This is a genomic window from Mesorhizobium sp. WSM4833 (genome assembly GCF_055811095.1).
This window is the reverse complement of the sequence record NZ_JBVVQG010000022.1, coordinates 43,156-59,555: the sequence shown is the minus strand read 5'-3', so window position 1 is coordinate 59,555 and position 16,400 is coordinate 43,156. Positions and strand designations below refer to the sequence as shown.

16 protein-coding genes are annotated in these 16,400 nt (G+C 63.6%); 12 read left to right on the top strand and 4 right to left on the bottom strand.

From position 1 onward, the window contains the following. Positions 1-19: 19 nt before the first annotated feature. The 3 genes from AC0L2D_RS29530 to AC0L2D_RS29520 all read right to left on the bottom strand — a co-directional run bounded on the left by AC0L2D_RS29530 (position 20) and on the right by AC0L2D_RS29520 (position 4,872). Positions 20-2,173, bottom strand: coding sequence for a transglycosylase domain-containing protein (locus AC0L2D_RS29530; protein WP_224621025.1), 2,154 nt, complete (start codon positions 2,171-2,173; stop codon positions 20-22). A gap of 150 nt (positions 2,174-2,323) precedes the next feature. Then, on the bottom strand, positions 2,324-3,256 hold the full coding sequence (locus AC0L2D_RS29525) for a dimethylarginine dimethylaminohydrolase family protein (protein WP_013532649.1): 933 nt from the start codon (positions 3,254-3,256) through the stop codon (positions 2,324-2,326). Further along, positions 3,253-4,872: a zinc-binding metallopeptidase family protein gene (locus tag AC0L2D_RS29520; protein ID WP_206524306.1), complete on the bottom strand. Its 1,620-nt coding sequence runs from the start codon at positions 4,870-4,872 to the stop codon at positions 3,253-3,255. Before AC0L2D_RS29520 ends, AC0L2D_RS29525 begins: the two co-directional genes overlap by 4 nt. 84 nt (positions 4,873-4,956) lie before the next feature. Between AC0L2D_RS29520 and AC0L2D_RS29515 the strand changes: the two genes are divergently transcribed. The 5 genes from AC0L2D_RS29515 (at position 4,957) to AC0L2D_RS29495 (ending at position 9,908) form a co-directional block, all read left to right on the top strand. Beyond that, a complete protein-coding gene (locus AC0L2D_RS29515; protein ID WP_013532647.1) occupies positions 4,957-5,853 on the top strand; it encodes a LysR substrate-binding domain-containing protein in 897 nt (298 codons plus the stop codon). A 117-nt stretch (positions 5,854-5,970) separates the two neighbouring features. Continuing rightward, entirely contained in the window at positions 5,971-7,065 is a 1,095-nt protein-coding gene (locus AC0L2D_RS29510; protein WP_013532646.1) for an ABC transporter ATP-binding protein, read from the top strand. 67 nt (positions 7,066-7,132) lie between these two features. Further along, complete coding sequence (locus AC0L2D_RS29505; RefSeq protein WP_127366760.1) at positions 7,133-8,248, top strand: ABC transporter substrate-binding protein; 1,116 nt, start codon at positions 7,133-7,135, stop codon at positions 8,246-8,248. Positions 8,249-8,271: 23 nt separating this feature from the next. Next, positions 8,272-9,105, top strand: coding sequence for an ABC transporter permease (locus tag AC0L2D_RS29500; RefSeq protein WP_013532644.1), 834 nt, complete (start codon positions 8,272-8,274; stop codon positions 9,103-9,105). After that, the gene (locus AC0L2D_RS29495) at positions 9,105-9,908 is read left to right on the top strand and encodes an ABC transporter permease (RefSeq protein ID WP_027162976.1); all 804 of its coding nucleotides are present in this window, start codon (positions 9,105-9,107) and stop codon (positions 9,906-9,908) included. The genes AC0L2D_RS29500 and AC0L2D_RS29495 overlap by 1 nt, the downstream gene beginning before the upstream one ends. On the opposite strand, the gene AC0L2D_RS29490 is transcribed toward AC0L2D_RS29495, so the two are convergent. Beyond that, complete coding sequence (locus AC0L2D_RS29490) at positions 9,905-10,693, bottom strand: 2-keto-4-pentenoate hydratase (RefSeq protein WP_473543694.1); 789 nt, start codon at positions 10,691-10,693, stop codon at positions 9,905-9,907. The two genes, AC0L2D_RS29495 and AC0L2D_RS29490, sit on opposite strands and share 4 nt — an antisense overlap. Positions 10,694-10,986: 293 nt before the next feature. Between AC0L2D_RS29490 and AC0L2D_RS29485 the strand changes: the two genes are divergently transcribed. The 7 genes from AC0L2D_RS29485 (at position 10,987) to ccmE (ending at position 16,381) form a co-directional block, all read left to right on the top strand. Further along, on the top strand, positions 10,987-11,394 hold the full coding sequence (locus tag AC0L2D_RS29485; RefSeq protein WP_224621022.1) for a DUF3168 domain-containing protein: 408 nt from the start codon (positions 10,987-10,989) through the stop codon (positions 11,392-11,394). Between the two features lie 175 nt (positions 11,395-11,569). Then, the gene (locus AC0L2D_RS29480; protein WP_013532640.1) at positions 11,570-11,872 is read left to right on the top strand and encodes a hypothetical protein; all 303 of its coding nucleotides are present in this window, start codon (positions 11,570-11,572) and stop codon (positions 11,870-11,872) included. Positions 11,873-11,991: 119 nt separating this feature from the next. Beyond that, positions 11,992-12,657 (top strand): response regulator transcription factor, encoded by a 666-nt coding sequence (locus tag AC0L2D_RS29475; RefSeq protein WP_473543692.1) that lies wholly within the window; start codon positions 11,992-11,994, stop codon positions 12,655-12,657. Further along, complete coding sequence (locus tag AC0L2D_RS29470) at positions 12,641-14,074, top strand: ATP-binding protein (RefSeq protein WP_473543690.1); 1,434 nt, start codon at positions 12,641-12,643, stop codon at positions 14,072-14,074. Before AC0L2D_RS29475 ends, AC0L2D_RS29470 begins: the two co-directional genes overlap by 17 nt. A gap of 184 nt (positions 14,075-14,258) precedes the next feature. Beyond that, positions 14,259-14,696 carry a hypothetical protein gene (locus tag AC0L2D_RS29465; RefSeq protein ID WP_013532637.1) on the top strand — a complete coding sequence of 146 codons (438 nt, stop codon included), beginning with the start codon at positions 14,259-14,261 and terminating at the stop codon, positions 14,694-14,696. A gap of 93 nt (positions 14,697-14,789) precedes the next feature. Beyond that, positions 14,790-15,929 (top strand): c-type cytochrome biogenesis protein CcmI, encoded by a 1,140-nt coding sequence (gene ccmI, locus AC0L2D_RS29460; RefSeq protein WP_224621021.1) that lies wholly within the window; start codon positions 14,790-14,792, stop codon positions 15,927-15,929. An 8-nt stretch (positions 15,930-15,937) separates the two neighbouring features. Then, positions 15,938-16,381, top strand: coding sequence for a cytochrome c maturation protein CcmE (ccmE, locus tag AC0L2D_RS29455; protein ID WP_013532635.1), 444 nt, complete (start codon positions 15,938-15,940; stop codon positions 16,379-16,381). Positions 16,382-16,400: the final 19 nt, after the last annotated feature.

Here is a 16,400-nt window from a genome sequence, read left to right as displayed (position 1 = left end):
GGGTGTTCCAGGCGCGCCATCACAGCGCCGACAGCGTCTCCGGCGGTTGAGGCCTATTGAGGACGGGCGCCGACTGGAACAGGCTGGTCATGTCCCGCAGCGTCTGCGTCGTGCGGCTGGACAGCACCGGCGGCCGTTCGGCGGCTGCATCAGCCACCGCCTGCGCGTCGCTCTTCTTCTGTGCTTCCTCGGCCTTGGCAGCGATCTCCTCGTCGACGAAGGGCTTGTCGATGCCCGGGATCGGCTTGAGGTCGATGTTCTGGTGCGCATAGACCATCAGGCGCTGCCATACCATCGCAGGCAGCGAGCCGCCGGTCATGTTCTTGGTCGGCGTGAAATCGTCATTGCCCATCCATACTGCCGCCGTGTAGTTGCCGGTGAAGCCGACGAACCAGGCGTCGCGGTAGGATTGCGTCGTGCCCGTCTTGCCGGCGACGACGATGTTGGGAAGTTGGGCCCGCCGCGCCGTGCCCATCACCGGTACTGCCGCCAGCATGGTGTTCATCGATTTCAGCGCCTGCTCCGACAACACCCGGTGTGGCGGCGGCGCATCCTTGGCGAAATCATAAACCACCTCGCCGGTGCGGGTGACGAGTTGGCTGATGCCGTGCCGGAAGCCGACGAAACCGTTGTCGGCGAACACGCTGTAGCCCGTCGCCTGGTCCATCACCGTCATGCCCGAGGTGCCCAGCACCATCGTCTTGTGCGCTTCGAGCGGCGATTCTACGCCCATCGCCTCGGCCATGGCCTTGATCGGCCCGATGCCAAGGTGATCCTTGGCCAGCCGAACCGGCACGGTGTTGATCGATTTGGCCATAGCCATGATCAGAGTTACATTGCCCGCCGATCCGCCGCTGTAATTGTGCGGCGACCAGGACCCCCAGCTGATCGGACCGCCGGAGATGATGGAGTTGGGCGTGAAGCCGTGTTCCATCGCCGTTGCATAGACATAGGGTTTGAATGACGAGCCGGTCTGGCGCAGCGCCTTGGTGGCGCGGTTGAACTGGCTGGCGCCATAGTCGCGGCCGCCGACGATGGCGCGCACGGCGCCGTTGGTCTCGATGACGACGACGGCACCTTCGGTGACGTTGTACTCCTTGCCGAACTGGCGCAGGTGGAACTCCACCGATTCTTCCGCTGCCTTCTGGATGTTCGCGTCGAAGGTGGTGTGGGCAACAAGCGAGTGCTGGCCCGGTTTGGCGATCTTCTTGACCTCGTCGAATGCCCAGTCGAGGTAATAGTCCGGACTTTTCTGCTCGCCGCGGTCGACGACATCGGCCGGATGCAGCCTTGCCTGCAGAACCTGCCCCTCGGTCATGAAGCCGGAATCGACAAGGTTGGACAGCACCACATTGGCGCGTGCGCGCGCTGCCGGCAGGTTGATGTGCGGCGCATATTTGGTGGGCGCCTTGAACAGCCCGGCCAGCATCGCCGCCTCGGCGAGGTTCAGATCCTTGACGCTCTTGCCGAAATAGAAATCGGCGGCCGCCTCGATGCCGAACGTACCGCCCCCCATGTAGGCTCGATCGAGATAGAGCTGCAGGATTTCCTTCTTCGACAGATTGGCCTCGAGCCACAGCGACAGGAAGGCTTCCTTGATCTTGCGCTCTAGCGTGCGCTCATTGGTGAGGAACAGGTTCTTGGCCAGCTGCTGGGTTATGCTCGAGCCGCCCTGAACGACGGAATTGGCCCGCACATTCTCGAAGATGGCGCGGGAAAGGCCGAGCACATCGATGCCGTAGTGATCGAAGAAGCGGCGATCCTCGGTAGCAAGCACCGCCTTGATGACGTGATCGGGCATCTCGTCGACCGGCACGGAATCGCGCTGGATGATGCCGCGCTGGCCGATCTCGTTGCCATAGCGGTCGAGGAAGGTGACGGCGAAGTCGCCCTGGGCGCGCCAGTCGCCGGCCGTATCCTGGAAAGCCGGAATGGCCAGCGCCAGCATCACCACGATGCCGCCGGCGCCGAGCGTAAAACCTTCGCTCAACACTTCGATGATGCCACGGCGCCAGCCGTTGACGCGGAAGCGCCGCGAGAAGATCGTCGCCGATTCCCAGAACTGGCGCGCCTTGAAGCCGATCTCGTAGAGCGAGGAATCGATCCACGCGTCGAGCGCCAGCAGCCGGGCGGCGATCGGACCTCTTCTCTTGCGCGGTTCGGGACTGGCCATTCGGAATCCGGCTAGCAATTGCACGACCTGAGTACCGCAAACCGGCAATTTCAGGGCGATGCATTCCGCAAGACTATTCCTCCATTTTTCCAGCACTCACAAGGGCAGCGAAGACACAGTATCGGGTTTGTTGCTGAGGGGCGAGCCGGCTCAGGCCGGTTCGCGCTTCAGCGCCTGCGCCATGCAGTGGATGCCGCCGCCGGTCTTCGAAATCTCGCTCATGTCGACGGCCGCGACCTCGAAACCGCGGGCCTTGAGCTGGCCGATCAGCGACTGGCTGGAGGTCGGCGCGATCACGCGGTCCTTGCCCAGCGACATGAAGTTGCAGCCGAGCGCCATCGTGTCCTGGAACGGCACGTCGATGATCTCGTGGCCTTTGCCCTTCAGCCAGTCGACAATGCCGGGCTCGGTGCAGGCAAGGCAGACGGCGGTCAGTTTTTCGGCGATCGGCACCACCATCAGGTCGATATGGACGTAATATTCGTCGATGAAAGCGATGCGGGTTTCCCAGCCTTCCTTGTCGAACCAGGCCTGCACCTGGCGCGCACCTTCCTCCTGCGTGCGCGCGCCGCCGCAGCCTATCAGCACGACGCCATCCTCGATGACGTTGAAGTCGCCGCCCTCGAAGGTACCAGCCGTGACCATGTCGTAGATCGGGATGCCGAGTTTTTCATAGGTGCGGATCGCGGCATAGTTCTCGCCGCGCCGCCACCAGTTGGCCATGGCGGTGATGAAGGCGCCGTAGGGCGTCATGACGCTGGAATCGCGGGAATAGACCTGCATCGGCAGCTCGGGCGTCGGCTCGTGCCAGTGGATGTTGACGCCGAAATGCTCGTAGGCGGCGACCAGGTCCTTGTGCTGTGCTTGTGCGATCTGGACGTTGCAGGGCGCCTCGCGCAGGTGCTTGCGCGACAGCGAGCTGGTCGAGAGATGACGCAGGAAATTGGGCGAACCGAGCAGGACGTCGGTCAGCACGTCGGTCTCGTTGGCAAACCCCCAGGCGGTCAGCGGCTTGGTGCCGCCGGCGGGGTTGCGGCGCTGCAGCGAAAACGGCTCGGCGACAATGCGGTCATGAACGGTCATGGGATGCTCCTCGTGAGGTGACTTGGGGGTGTCTGATTGCTCGGTATCCACCAGTCGCGTCCACGCGGGGTGGTGACATATTCTGGCCAGCGAAACCCGATCGGCGGCTCGTAGTCGCAAAGCGGCGCGATCCAGTTCGAACCGCCGATGCCGCCGCCGGTGCGGGTAACGAACTCGTCCATCGCCGCCTCGCGGGCAGTCTGGTCTTCCAGCAGGCGAAGGGCGGCAAGCGCAATCGTGCGGGAGGCGCAGGCCACCATCGGGTCGATCGTGGCCGAAATACCGCCCAGCGCATTCATCACCCAGGCTGGATAGGGATAGCCGGTCTCCGAACGCAGCGCCGGGCGGGCGACATAGAAGCGCGCCGTCGGCGTGTGCCAGCTCATGTCGGTGTAATCGTCGGAGGTCGAATTGACCTGCGAGGGCGGCAGGTCGCGGCGCAGGATCGCTTCCGCCGCCTGCGGCTCGATCAGGCGCTCCAGCTCTTCGATGAACGGCTCGTCGCTCGCCATGCGCCCGGCATTGACCTGTATTTCGCGCGCGACTGCCTTGGCGTCTTCGTCCCAGCGCGGCGGCCCGACCGTCGACAGCGCTTCATAGGCGATCTCGGCCATGGCATGATTGGCAAGTCCCGGTCGTGACTTCGACACCCAATGCCGCTCGGTGCGGCAACCACTCATCGCTGCCGCCGCCTCGGCATTGCGGTCGAGCACCGCGGTGACCTGCTCGGCCATGGCAAGCGTCGGCACGCGGATCATGTACTGAATCTCGGCCAGCCCCGCCGGCAAATTGTCGGCGGTCGCTTGCCCAGCCGTCAGGATCGCCTCGCTGATCGACCAGCCGCCCTGGTGAGGCAGCATGGAATCGCGCAGCGCCTTGGAGGCCATGTACATCATCATCAATGCGTCGTTGGCGCCGGGCGCGCGCGCCGCCGAATGTGCTTGCGGAATGGGTGCAGCGCCCGCAGCCAGCGCCCAGCGCTCCGGTTGGTCGCAGATGAAGCGATAGATCATCGCGTAGGCCGCGCCGCAATGCGTGTCCCAGCGCGCCGTGTTGCAGAGCGGCAGCATGTAGAACGGATGAAAGGAGATCATGCCGGCAAGGCCGTCATAATAGCCCTTGGCGGCATGGATCGGCTTTGACCCACGCACCTTTTCCGCCGGCTCGCCGGTGAAGCGCAGCGTGCCTGATATGCCGTGGCGCTGCATCGCGGCCTTGGTCGCCAGCAGCCCGCCGAGGCTCGAAATACCCAGCCCGGAATGCGGGTCGGTGTGGCCGCCGGCCTGGTTGCCAAGTCCCCGGCGCGGACGCTCGACCGTAGCGGCATCCTGGCAATTGCCCGGCACCGCGTCGTATTCGGCGTACATGCCGATGGTCGGGCCGGGGCCGTTGGTCCAATGCGCGCAGAAGGCGGTCGGCATGCCGCCGGAGCCTTCTTCGACAGAAAAGCCTTCGAGTTTCAGTCGCTCGACATACCAGGCGGCGGATTGATATTCCCGCCACGCGGTCTCGCCGTAATCGAAGATGATGCGTGTCCACGCGGACAACAACGGCTGGATGCCGTCGAGACAGGCAAGGGCGGTTGCTTGCGCCGAGGTGGCCACCGGTTTCTCCATGGCATGAGAAGAAAGCAGTGAAGCGGTTCGCTAAAAAGTGATATGTTTTCCCGGTTCGTGCAAATTCGGTTCACCTGAGGCTCCTTGCGTATACCATCCACACAAGCGCTGCGTGCGCTCGACAGCTTCGCCCGCCATGGCAGCGTCTGGCGCGCCGCCGACGAGTTGCACCTGACCCGCAGCGCCGTGAGCCATCAGCTTCGTCTGCTGGAGCGCGATCTCGGCTTCGACCTGCTCGAACGCATCGGCAAGGGCGTGGCGCTGACGCCGCGCGGCCAGCGCTACGCCAGCGACGTGCGCAAGGCGCTCACCGTTTTGGGCGATGCGGTGACGCGGGACGCCGGCACCGGCGTCGGCGGCTCGTTTGCCGTCAGTTGCACGCCCGGCTTCGCCTCGCTGTTCTTGTGCACCCATATCGGCGAGTTCCGGCAGATGTATCCTGACGTGGCGCTGCGCATCCTGACGCCGCGCCGGCTCGACGATGTCAGCAACGCAGATGCCGATGCCTTCATTGCGTTTGGTGTCGGCAATTGGCCGAACCGGGCGGTCGAGCCGCTCTGCGAAATCTCGTTCACGCCGCTCTGCAGCCCGACGCTGCTCAACAAGGTCGGCGGGTTTTCCCGGCCGTCGGACGTGCTACGCGCCAACCTGCTGCATCTCGACGACACCGAGGATTGGGCGCGCTGGCTGGCGCTGTCCAAGGTGGAAAACCCCGACATTGAGGGCGGCATCTTCTTTTCGGACATGAACCTCGTCTTTTCGGCGGCTATTGCCGGCCAGGGCATCGCCATGGGCGACGAACTGACCAGCCGGCGGGCGCTGAGCGAGGGCCGGCTGGTCAGGCCGTTCGACATCGCGATCAAGTCGCCGCGCTCCTATTTCCTGGTCTCCGAACACGCCAAGGCCTCGCATCCGGTGCTGGAAGCGTTCGCGGGATGGCTGCGGTCGAAACTCCAGGAGAACCGCATTCTGCCGTATTGAGGGCAAGGCGGCGCCATCTCGCCATAGATGAATGGAATTTGCCGATCACGCGAAAACTATTCGGTTGCGGTGAGCCGGCACCCTGCCTACGATTTCGACAAGCGTTAGGGAAAGGCTATGCAGCAACCCGGCCGTGCCGCAGAGATCAAGGCAATCGGGATCGGCAAGAGCTTCGGCTCGTTCCGTGCGCTGGACAATCTGTCGCTCGATATCGGCCGTGGCGAGTTCCTGACCCTGCTCGGGCCGTCGGGTTCGGGCAAGACCACCTTCCTGATGATCCTTGCGGGCTTCGTGCAGCCGACCGAGGGCAAGCTGTTCAGCGACGGCGTCGACATCACCGACCGACCGGCAGAGCAACGGGCCGCCGGCATGGTGTTCCAGGGCTACGCGCTGTTCCCGCATATGAGCGTCGAAGCCAACATCGCCTTCCCACTCAAGGTGCGCAAGAAACCGGCCGCCGACATCAAGCGCCGTGTCGGCGAGATGATCGAGCGCGTCGGTCTCAAGGGCCACGAGAAGAAACTGCCGGCGCAACTGTCGGGCGGCCAGCAGCAGCGCGTGGCGCTGGCCCGTGCGCTGGTGTTCGAACCTGGCGTGCTGTTGCTCGATGAGCCGTTCTCGGCGCTCGACAAGAGCCTGCGCGGCCAGATGCAGGCCGAGATGAAGCGGCTGCACCAGGAAACCGGAACCACTTTCGTCTTCGTCACCCACGACCAGAGCGAGGCGCTGGCGCTGTCGTCGCGCGTTGCCATCTTCAACCACGGCAAACTGCTGCAGGTCGGAGCGCCCGACGAAGTCTACGACCGGCCGGACAACCGCTTCGTCGCCGAGTTCCTCGGCGAAATCAACATGCTGCCGCTGAAGGGCGTCAAGCCTGCCGGCAATGGCTCGACCGGCCTGTGCGAAGACCGCGCGGTCAGCATGGGCTGCAAGGCCGAACTCGTGCGCGGCGATGCCATCCTGGCGATCCGGCCCGAATACATGTCGATATCGGGCGAGGCGGCGGATGGCGAGAATGGCATCGCCGCTACCGCCACCAACTCCACCTATCTGGGCGCTGCAACGCGGCTCGACCTGACGACACGGCAAGGCGCCAAGGTTACCGTGTCGGTGCCGAACGAGGTGGCGGCCGCAGCGCTCAGCAAGGGCAATTCCGTCTGGCTCACCTGGCCGGCGGAAAAGGGTTTCCTCCTTCCGCATGGAGGGCAATGACGACGGTGTGGCGAGATATCGCTCCACCGCTTTCCGGCACTATCAACAACAAAAAAGGGGAACTGACATGACACATGACACCAAAAAACAAGCCGTCGAGAGCCTGTCCGCCAGGGCAGGTCGCGGCGAGATCTCGCGCCGGCAGTTCACACAGCTGGCGGCACTCGTGCTGGCTGGCGCGCCGATGCTGCTGCGCTCGACAGGTGCCTTTGCGCAGGCCAAGGAACTCGTGCTGGTCAACTGGGGTGGCGATGCCATCACCGCCTATGATGCCGCCTATGGCCAGGCCTTCACCAAGGACACCGGCATCGCCGTCAAGATGGACGGTTCGGGTCCGACTGAAGGCGCCATCGCCGCGCAGTTCAAGAGCGGCGCGCCGACCTGGGATCTCGTCGACGTAGACCCCTTCTCGGCCATCACGCTCGGCGCCCAAGGGGCTCTCGAGCCGATCGATTACAACATCGTCGACAAGAAGAAGATGCGGCCCGGCTTTGGTTGGGAATACGCCGCCTCGACCTATTTCTTCTCCTATGTCATTGCCTATGATTCCGAGAAGTACGGCAAGGACGCGCCGACCGGCATGGCCGATTTCTTCGACGTGAAGAAATTCCCCGGCAAGCGCTCGCTCTACAAATGGGGCGTATCGAGCTGGGAAGCAGCACTTCTGGCCGACGGCATCGCGCCGGCGTCGCTCTACCCGCTCGACCTCAAGCGCGCCCATGACAAGATCGCCGCGTTCAAGGAAAACGTCGTTGCCTATTGGGGTGGCGGCGCCGAAAGCCAGAGCGTGCTGCTCAATGGCGAGGCCTCGATGGCGATCGTCTGGTCGACGCGCGCTTCGCTGATCGAGCAGGATTCGGGCGGCAAGATCAAGTTCATCTGGGACCAGGGACTGATCTCGCCCGGTGCGCTGGCCGTGCTCAAGAACAACCCCGGCGGCAAGGACGCTGCGATGAAGTTCATCGCCAGTGCCCAGGACCCTGAAAAGCAGCTGGTCATGTTCGACAAGCTCGGCCAAGGTCCTGCAAACCCGGCGGCAGACGCGCTGATCACGGCCGACAAGAAGCGCATCAACCCGGTCGATCCCGAGAACATGAAGAAGCAGATCGCGCTCGACATGGACTGGTACGCCAAGAACTACGGGCCGGCGCTCGACGAATACACCAAGATCATCTCGGCCTGATCAGGGCCGGGGTAATCGGGTCAATGAGATCCTATCTCTCCGACAGGATGGGCGCGGCGCTGTTGATGGCGCCGCTGCTCCTGTTTCTTGTCCTGGCCTATGCCTGGCCGTTCCTTGGCGTCGTCAAATGGAGTTTTACGCTGCCGACGCCCGGCCTCGGCCAATATGAGGCGCTGCTCACTGACGATCTGGTGCAGTCGGTGTTCATCCGCACGCTGCGCATCGCGGCGGTCGTCACCGTGGTTTCGGTGGCCGCTGCCTACGCCATCACCGTCGTCTGGGTGCGTGGAACCCCGGCACAGCGCCTGATCGCCGAGTTCTGCATTCTCGTTCCCTTCTGGATTTCGGTGCTGACCCGTGCCTTCGGCTGGGTGGCGCTGCTCTCCAATCGCGGCCTGATCAACACGTGGCTGCAGGCGATCGGCTTCATCTCCGAACCGCTGGCGTTGGTGCGCAACGAATTCGGCGTCATCGTCGGCATGACGCACTTCCTCATTCCTTTCGCCGTTTTTCCGCTGGCATCGGCCATGCGCAGCCTCGACGACCGCGTGCTCCTGGCGGCGCGCGGGCTCGGCTCCAGCCGCATGCGCACCTTCTGGACGGTGTTCGTGCCGATGACGCGCTCCGGCATCATAGGCGCGGCGATGATCGTTTTCGTCTTCTCGCTCGGCTTCTTCGTCACGCCAGCGATCCTTGGCGGCGGCCGCAGCGTCATGATTGCCGAGCTGATCTATCTCAGGATATTCCAGAGCCCGGACTGGGGCTTGGGTGCAGCGATCAGCGTCGTGCTGGTGCTGTTCGTCGGCGCGCTGATGGCGCTCTTGTTCCGATATGTCAGACCGAAGCAGTTGATCTGATGCCGACCTACCGCCCCGGTCCCGTCTCGCTGATCATCGCCGCCTTCGTGGCGCTGTTCCTGCTGATGCCGCTGCTCGCCGTCATCCCGGTGTCGCTGACGCCGAGCCGCATGCTGGCCATGCCGTCGGGCGAACTGTCGCTGCGCCATTACCGGGCGCTGATCGAAGACCCGCGCTGGCTCCAATCGATTCTGCTCTCGATCCGCATCGGTGTCGTCAGCAGCGCCTTTTCAACTGTGCTGGCGCTGTGCTTCAGCCTTGGCGTCTGGATGTTCCAGCCGCGCTTCACCGCGGCCCTGGTCGGCTTCGTGCTACTGCCGATGGTGGTGCCGCCGGTGGTCTCGGCGATCACGCTCTACTTCTTGCTCACCTCGATCTCGGGCTTCAGCGCGTTCTTCGGCTACGACACCTGGCTGGGCGTCGCCATGGCCCATTCGGTGATGACCGTGCCCTTCGCCACGGTGCTGATGCTGGTCTCGCTCAGCCAGCTCGACCGCCGCATCGACCTTGCCGCGCGGGGCTTAGGGGCCACTGTGTGGGAGCGCGCCACCCGCATCATCATGCCCAACATCAAGTTCGGCATCGTCACCGCTGCACTTCTCTCCTTCGTGCTGTCCTGGGAAGAAATCGGCGTCACTTTGTTCATCACCTCTGTCAACGCCATCACGCTGCCGCGGCTCATGTGGATGGGCTTGCGCGACAACATCGACCCGGCGATCGCGGCATTGTCGGTGATCCTGATCATCATCACCGTGCTGGTGCTGGCGGTGCGCAGTTTCGTGGCCAGGCAGCGCGGAGCCTAGACAAACCTCACCGAGACGCGGCCAAACCTGCCTAGATCGCCGATGACTTCGTCGCCTGCCTCGACGCTTATCGGTGTCACGCAGGTGCCGGTAATCACCACCTGTCCCGGCTGGAGCGCTATGCCCAGGCCCGACAGTTCATTGACGATCCAGGTAAGCGCGATGCGAGGATCGCCCAATACGGCTGCTCCCGATCCGCTATGTTGCGACCTTCCGGAAACGGACGCGATCACGGGGTGCTTTGCAAGATCCACGTCATGCCAGTCGTCTTCCGCCGCCTCGCCGATGACAAACAGATTGGCGCAGGCATTGTCCGCAATGAGCTGCGGCGCCCCGACGGCGCAGAAATCGTCATACCGTGAGTCCGGGATTTCGATCGCCGGGTGCAAGCTCGCCACGGCTTCCATCGCCTCGGCGATTTCATAGGGTGCCGGACGAGGCGGCAGCTCGCGGCCGAAACGGAAAGCGAACTCGATCTCGGCCACGCGCATCTTGCTCGTCGCCAGGGAAACGGTCCCGCCGATCTCCACCGCTTTCTCGGCCAGGAGACGTCCGGCCATGGGGCCGTCGACATTGATGTGCCTTTGTCCCGCCAGACTGGTCGCGGCAATCTTCCAGCCGAAAAGCGGAGCCGCCGAGCGATCCATGACATGCGACTGGATAGCGTAACCTTCGAGCCGTGTTTGTGGGCGCAACGCCTCGGGTATGGCGTCGAGACGGGTGCCCTTGTCCCAGTGGCCTACCAACAACCGCGACGCAGCCTTGGTCTTTTCTGCATCGAGCATCATCAGCTTCCGAAATTGCTTCGTGGATCAAAAACGGCAAGGAAACATTGCGTCATGCGACGCTGTATGGAGCGAGAATATGTGACCAGGAATCGAGAGTCCATGTTCACGGCGTGGTGCCCGCGACGGTGGTCTTGGCAAAGCCGCCCTTTCGAGATCATCGGCATCCATCATTCCGATGACGAATCGCCATCGCCTCTGCGCGTCGAATGGCTATATCTGTCAGAACACGCAGAACGCGGACAGCTTCCGAAAAGCAACAGTCGGCAGCGCAGGAACCGGAGGAAAAGACGATGACCGCGTCCGGCGATTTGCAGCAGGCATTGTTCCAGAGATTGAGAAGCGATCCATCGCTGTCGGCCTTGCTGGGCGGCGCCGGACTGCTCGAACGGCCAGCCGACAACGCCGCTTTTCCGTACGTGACCTGCGGCCATACCTCCGCTTTCGACTGGGATACGGGCATCGAGAACACTGACGATCAGTTGATTACGCTGCATGTCTGGTCGAAAGCCCATGGTGATGCCGAAACGCTAGCCATCATGGCCGCCATCCAGGCGCGCCTTGCCGACGCAGCATTGGTGATCGGCCCTCGCGGCCAGACACGACTGTCGCTGGAATTTGCCGAAGCCCGCCATGACGAGGATCTGCTCGTGCATCACGGGCTGCTGCGTTTTCGCGCGATGACGCAGGAAAATGCCTGATGCGCTTTCAATATGGTCAAAACGGAGTCTAGACTGGACTTTCGCGGGATTTCGCCTGTTCGAGGCGGTGAAATTCCAGGTTGACTGTCTCGCGTTGCAGGGGTGTGACGAGGATGTTTTCAGCGGCGTTCACCGTTCATTTCACGTTCAGCACCGATGCGTTACAACGCCGGTCATGAAAACGCTTCGCTCCCACTTCCGAACCGCGACACTGGCGCTTTGTGCTGCCGGACTGTTTGCGTCGCAGGCGATGGCGATGCCGGTCATCGCGCCGCCCGATCTTGCCAGTCCGATCGTACTGGCGGCCTCCGATTGCTACGCCATCGGCCAACAGGTGGCTGAGCAGAATGGCGGAACGCTGGCCAAGGCCTCGCAATCGACGCGCGGCGGTCAGCCTGTCTGTGTCATCGTCGTGCTCGTTCCGGGCAAGGACGGACAACGTCCGCGCCGTTCCGAGATCGTCGTTCCGCTGAACTGATCCAATCAACCTTAGGCCACGTTTCCCAGGCCGCCGGAATCGGCCTATATCTGCCCCAGTTTTCAATCCTACAAAGCTCTTCCATCCGACAAAGCTCTTCAACAGGTATCGAACTCCGCATGCGTGTACTGGTCGTCGAAGATGACAAGGATCTCAATCGGCAGATATCGGATGCGCTGGTCGATGCCGGCTATATCGTCGACCGCGCCTTCGACGGCGAGGAAGGCCATTTCCTCGGCGACACCGAGCCCTATGACGCGGTCGTGCTCGATATCGGCCTGCCGCAGATGGACGGCATCAGCGTGGTCGAGCGCTGGCGACGCGGCGGCCGCAAGATGCCGGTGCTGATCCTGACGGCGCGCGACCGCTGGAGCGACAAGGTTTCCGGCATCGATGCCGGCGCCGACGACTACGTCACCAAGCCGTTCCACATCGAGGAGGTGCTGGCGAGGCTGCGGGCTCTGATCCGGCGCGCTGCCGGCCATGCCTCGTCCGAGCTGACCTGCGGACCGCTGCGCCTCGACACCAAGGCCTCCAAGGCCGATGTCGGCGGCGTGCCGCTGAAGCTGACGTCGCACGAATTCCGCCTGCTTGCCTATCTGATGCACCATATGGGCGAGGTCGTCTCGCGGACCGAACTGGTCGAGCATCTCTACGATCAGGATTTCGACCGCGATTCCAACACCATCGAGGTGTTTGTCGGGCGGCTGCGCAAGAAGATGGGCATCGACATGATCGAAACCGTGCGCGGCATGGGCTACCGCATGCGTGAGCCGGAGGCGTAACTCGGAACCGCTCAAACCAACCGCAAGGACGCCGCTTTCGCCGCGTTTGTGGCCGCGTTCGCTGACGTTCCGCGTCATCGCCTTTTCCACGGTCTGGGCGATCGTGACGCTCGTTGTCATCTTCACCTTGATCACCACCCTATACCGCCAGGCCAGCGAGCGCGGCTTCGACAGCCTGCTTTCGGCGCATTTGTTCAACCTGATCGGTTCGATCGGCATCTCCGACAGCGGTGCGCTGACCGGCGCGCCAGATCTCGGCGACCTCCGGTTCTCGGAGCCGAATTCGGGCTGGTACTGGTCGGTTGAGCCCGCTTCGGAAGGCGTGCATGGTGATCTCCATTCGTCGTCGATGACCACGACGATCCCGTCACCGAGCGTTGCCGAGGTGCCGTTCAACGCGAGCTTCCAGCGCAGCTACGCAGCCGAAGGCATCGACGGCGAGCAGCTCGAAGTGTTCGAGAGCGAATTCGTCCTCGACGCCAAGAACCGCGCCGCGCGTTTCCGCGTCATGGGCAACCAGAGCGAACTCGAACAGGAAATCGCCACCTTTCAGCGCCGCCTGCTGACCTATCTCAGCCTGTTCGGCGTCGGCATGATTGCCATCAACGCGATCGCAATCCTGCTCGGCCTGCAGCCGCTGCGCCGGGTCAGGAACGCGCTCGCCATGGTGCGCGAAGGCACCGCCCAGAGGCTCGACGGCCGCTTCCCGGCCGAGATCGAACCGCTTGCCAACGAAACCAATGCGCTGATCGAAAACAACAGGCGCATCGTCGAGCGGTCGCGAACACAGGTCGGCAATCTCGCCCATTCGCTGAAGACGCCGCTGGCGGTACTGCTCAACGAGGGCCGCGCGCTCGGCGGCGCCAAGGGGCAGTTGATCGCCGAACAGGCGGCTTCCATGCAGAAGCAGGTCGAACACTATCTCCAGCGCGCCCGCGTCGCGGCACAACGCGACAGCGTCGTCTACCGCACGCCGGTGACGCCGCTGGTGCAGCGCATGGTGCGGGTTCTGCGGAAGCTCAATCCGCAGACAAATCTATCGCTGTCGCTGCCGGCGGCCGAGATCGTCTTCGCCGGCGAGCGCGAGGACCTTGAGGAACTGCTGGGCAATCTCCTTGAAAACGCGATGAAATGGGCAAAGAGCGCGGTGCAGGTCTCGGTCGTGCCCTTGACCGGCAAGGACGACCCGGCCGGCCTGTTCGAGATCGGCATAGAGGATGACGGTCCGGGCATTCCCGAGGACAAGGCGCGCGAGGCGCTGAAGCGCGGACGGCGTCTGGACGAGACAAAGCCCGGAACAGGTCTGGGCCTGGCCATTGTCGCAGACCTCGTCAACGAGTATGGAGGCGTTCTGGCGCTCGAACGGTCCGGTATGGGCGGATTGAAGGCGGTGGTGCGATTGCGGAGCCTTCAGTGATGTTCACCAGAGCCGATCGACATAGAGGGGCGGGAGATGTTGTTGGCGGCATGTCCATTGGTCCCGCAGCGGCCAGCGGCCAAATTTCCGACAAATATCAATACTATGGCCACGCCGACTTCTCGATGACGCGGCCCCCGGCGCATCCATGGCAGGCTCCAACTCAAGAAAACCGGTTGTTGGCATGAAGATTCGCGTCGCGCTTGTTTCCGCATTGCTGGCTGTTTCCGGCTGCACCACCTTGAGCGGCAAGGGTCCAACCGTGGCAGCGACACCGGCCTCGACACCTCCTTCCAGCGGCAAGGTCACCACGACGATCATTTCGGCGATGGGCGGCGGCCTCATCAGCGGGGCGATCGGCAACGGCCTCAGCGAGACCGAGAAGCGCAGCGCGCTCGAGGCTGAGTACAAAGCGCTGGAATACACGACCAGCGGCCAGAAGGTGACGTGGAAAGGCGCCCAGGCTTCGCGCTACGGCGAGGTGGTTCCGGCCCAGCCCTACCGCGTCGGTTCGCAGGACTGCCGCCAGTACACGCAGACGGTGTTTTCCGGCGGCGCCGGAGTCACGGCGCGCGGAACCGCTTGCCGCAACGCCGATGGCAGCTGGACACCGCTGACCTGACGACCGTCTGCCGACGATTGGCGGCTGGCGTCGTCAAAGCGTCGCAGCATGCATCTGTTGGCACGGCAGAGCTCTGCCGTTATTGGAAGAACCATGCTGTTCTGGGTCATAGCCGCCATTCTCACGCTGGGTGCAAGCCTGGCGGTGCTGTTGCCGCTGGCCGCCAGCGCGAAGGGCGCGTCGTCGAGCGGCGAACATGATCTCGAAGTCTATCGCGACCAACTGTCCGAGCTTGACCGCGACGCTGCGCGTGGCTTGATCCAGCCGGCCGAAGCGGCCGAAGCCCGCGCCGAGATCGCTCGCCGCATCCTTCGCCTTGACAATGCGGGTACCGCCGGCGGCGCAAACGCGGGCCGAGCGCCGGCCACCGCAAGGCTGGTAGCGACCGTAGCCGTGCTGGCGGTGCCGCTGGTCAGTTGGGGGCTCTATGTCAAGCTTGGCTCTCCCGACCTGCCGTCACAACCGCTCAGCGAGCGGTTGGCCAAGAATCCCGCCGACAGTTCGGTCGACGAACTGGTGGCGCGGGCCGAAGCCCATCTGGCCGCCAATCCCACCGATGGCAGGGGCTGGGACGTGCTTGCACCGGTCTATCTGCGCATGCAGCGCTTTTCCGACGCGGCGGATGCCTATCGCAACGCCATTCGGCTTGATGGCGACAGCGCCGTTCGCCAGGCAGGTCTCGGAGAGGCGATCGCCGGCGCGGCAGGCGGCATTGTCTCGGCCGATGCCCAGGATGCTTTCGAGGCAGCCCTGAAGCTCGATCCGGCCAATGCGAAGGCCAGTTTCTACCTGGCCATGGCGTTGGCGCAGGAGGGTCGCGCCAAGGAAGCGACCACGGCATGGCAGGCGATGCTGGGCAGATTGCCGCCGGACTCGCCATGGCGCGGTGCCGTCGAGCAGGCGCTGGCCAAGTCCCGCAACCCCGAAGTGGCTTCCGGCGGCGCCGCCAACGGCCCCGATGCCGGCGATATCGACGCCGCATCCTCGATGTCGCCGCAGGATCGGGAAGCCATGATCAACACCATGGTTGCCGGCCTTGACGACAAACTGCGGCAAAATCCGCACGACCCGGAAGGATGGATGCGGCTCGTTCGTTCCTATGTCGTGCTTGGCAAGGCCGATCAGGCGCGTCAGGCGCTCGGTCGCGCCATTGCCGTCTTTGGGGCCGACAGTGACCAGGCGAAGAAATTCACCGCCTTTGCCGCTTCGCTTGGGCTTGCGGCGACGGAGTAGAACAAGACATGACGCGCAAGCAGAAACGATTGTCGGTGATCGCGGGCGGCCTGGTCTTCCTGGGTGCCGCGACCGGGCTGACTTTCTACGCGCTTGGCCAGAAGGCCTCCTATTTCTACATGCCGGCCGATCTCACCACGGCAAGCGTCCAGCCTGGCCAGCGCATCCGGTTGGGTGGATTGGTCGAAAAAGGCACGATCCAGCGCGGGCAGGGGGCCACGGTCGGCTTTTCGGTCACCGACACGCACAAATCGGTCAAGGTCACCTATACCGGCATCCTGCCCGACCTTTTCCGCGAAGAGCAGGGCGTCATCACCGAGGGTAGTTTCGGCCCGGACGGGGTTTTTGTTGCCGATAGCGTGCTGGCCAAGCATGATGAGCGCTATATGCCCAAGGAGGTTGCAGACGGCCTCAAGGCCAAGGGCGTGTGGCAGGAGAGCAAGAGTGAATAGCTCCGGCAGGAGAGCGACA

Bases quoted from the DNA above. Each gene is read 5' to 3' on its own strand.
- AC0L2D_RS29530 (WP_224621025.1), bottom strand. From the start codon at position 2,173: ATGGCCAGTCCCGAACCGCGCAAGAGAAGAGGTCCGATCGCCGCCCGG.
- AC0L2D_RS29525 (WP_013532649.1), bottom strand. From the start codon at position 3,256: ATGACCGTTCATGACCGCATTGTCGCCGAGCCGTTTTCGCTGCAGCGC.
- AC0L2D_RS29520 (WP_206524306.1), bottom strand. From the start codon at position 4,872: ATGGAGAAACCGGTGGCCACCTCGGCGCAAGCAACCGCCCTTGCCTGT.
- AC0L2D_RS29510 (WP_013532646.1), top strand. From the start codon at position 5,971: ATGCAGCAACCCGGCCGTGCCGCAGAGATCAAGGCAATCGGGATCGGC.
- AC0L2D_RS29505 (WP_127366760.1), top strand. From the start codon at position 7,133: ATGACACATGACACCAAAAAACAAGCCGTCGAGAGCCTGTCCGCCAGG.
- AC0L2D_RS29500 (WP_013532644.1), top strand. From the start codon at position 8,272: ATGAGATCCTATCTCTCCGACAGGATGGGCGCGGCGCTGTTGATGGCG.
- AC0L2D_RS29495 (WP_027162976.1), top strand. From the start codon at position 9,105: ATGCCGACCTACCGCCCCGGTCCCGTCTCGCTGATCATCGCCGCCTTC.
- AC0L2D_RS29490 (WP_473543694.1), bottom strand. From the start codon at position 10,693: ATGCTCGATGCAGAAAAGACCAAGGCTGCGTCGCGGTTGTTGGTAGGC.
- AC0L2D_RS29485 (WP_224621022.1), top strand. From the start codon at position 10,987: ATGACCGCGTCCGGCGATTTGCAGCAGGCATTGTTCCAGAGATTGAGA.
- AC0L2D_RS29480 (WP_013532640.1), top strand. From the start codon at position 11,570: ATGAAAACGCTTCGCTCCCACTTCCGAACCGCGACACTGGCGCTTTGT.
- AC0L2D_RS29475 (WP_473543692.1), top strand. From the start codon at position 11,992: ATGCGTGTACTGGTCGTCGAAGATGACAAGGATCTCAATCGGCAGATA.
- AC0L2D_RS29465 (WP_013532637.1), top strand. From the start codon at position 14,259: ATGAAGATTCGCGTCGCGCTTGTTTCCGCATTGCTGGCTGTTTCCGGC.
- ccmI (WP_224621021.1), top strand. From the start codon at position 14,790: ATGCTGTTCTGGGTCATAGCCGCCATTCTCACGCTGGGTGCAAGCCTG.
- ccmE (WP_013532635.1), top strand. From the start codon at position 15,938: ATGACGCGCAAGCAGAAACGATTGTCGGTGATCGCGGGCGGCCTGGTC.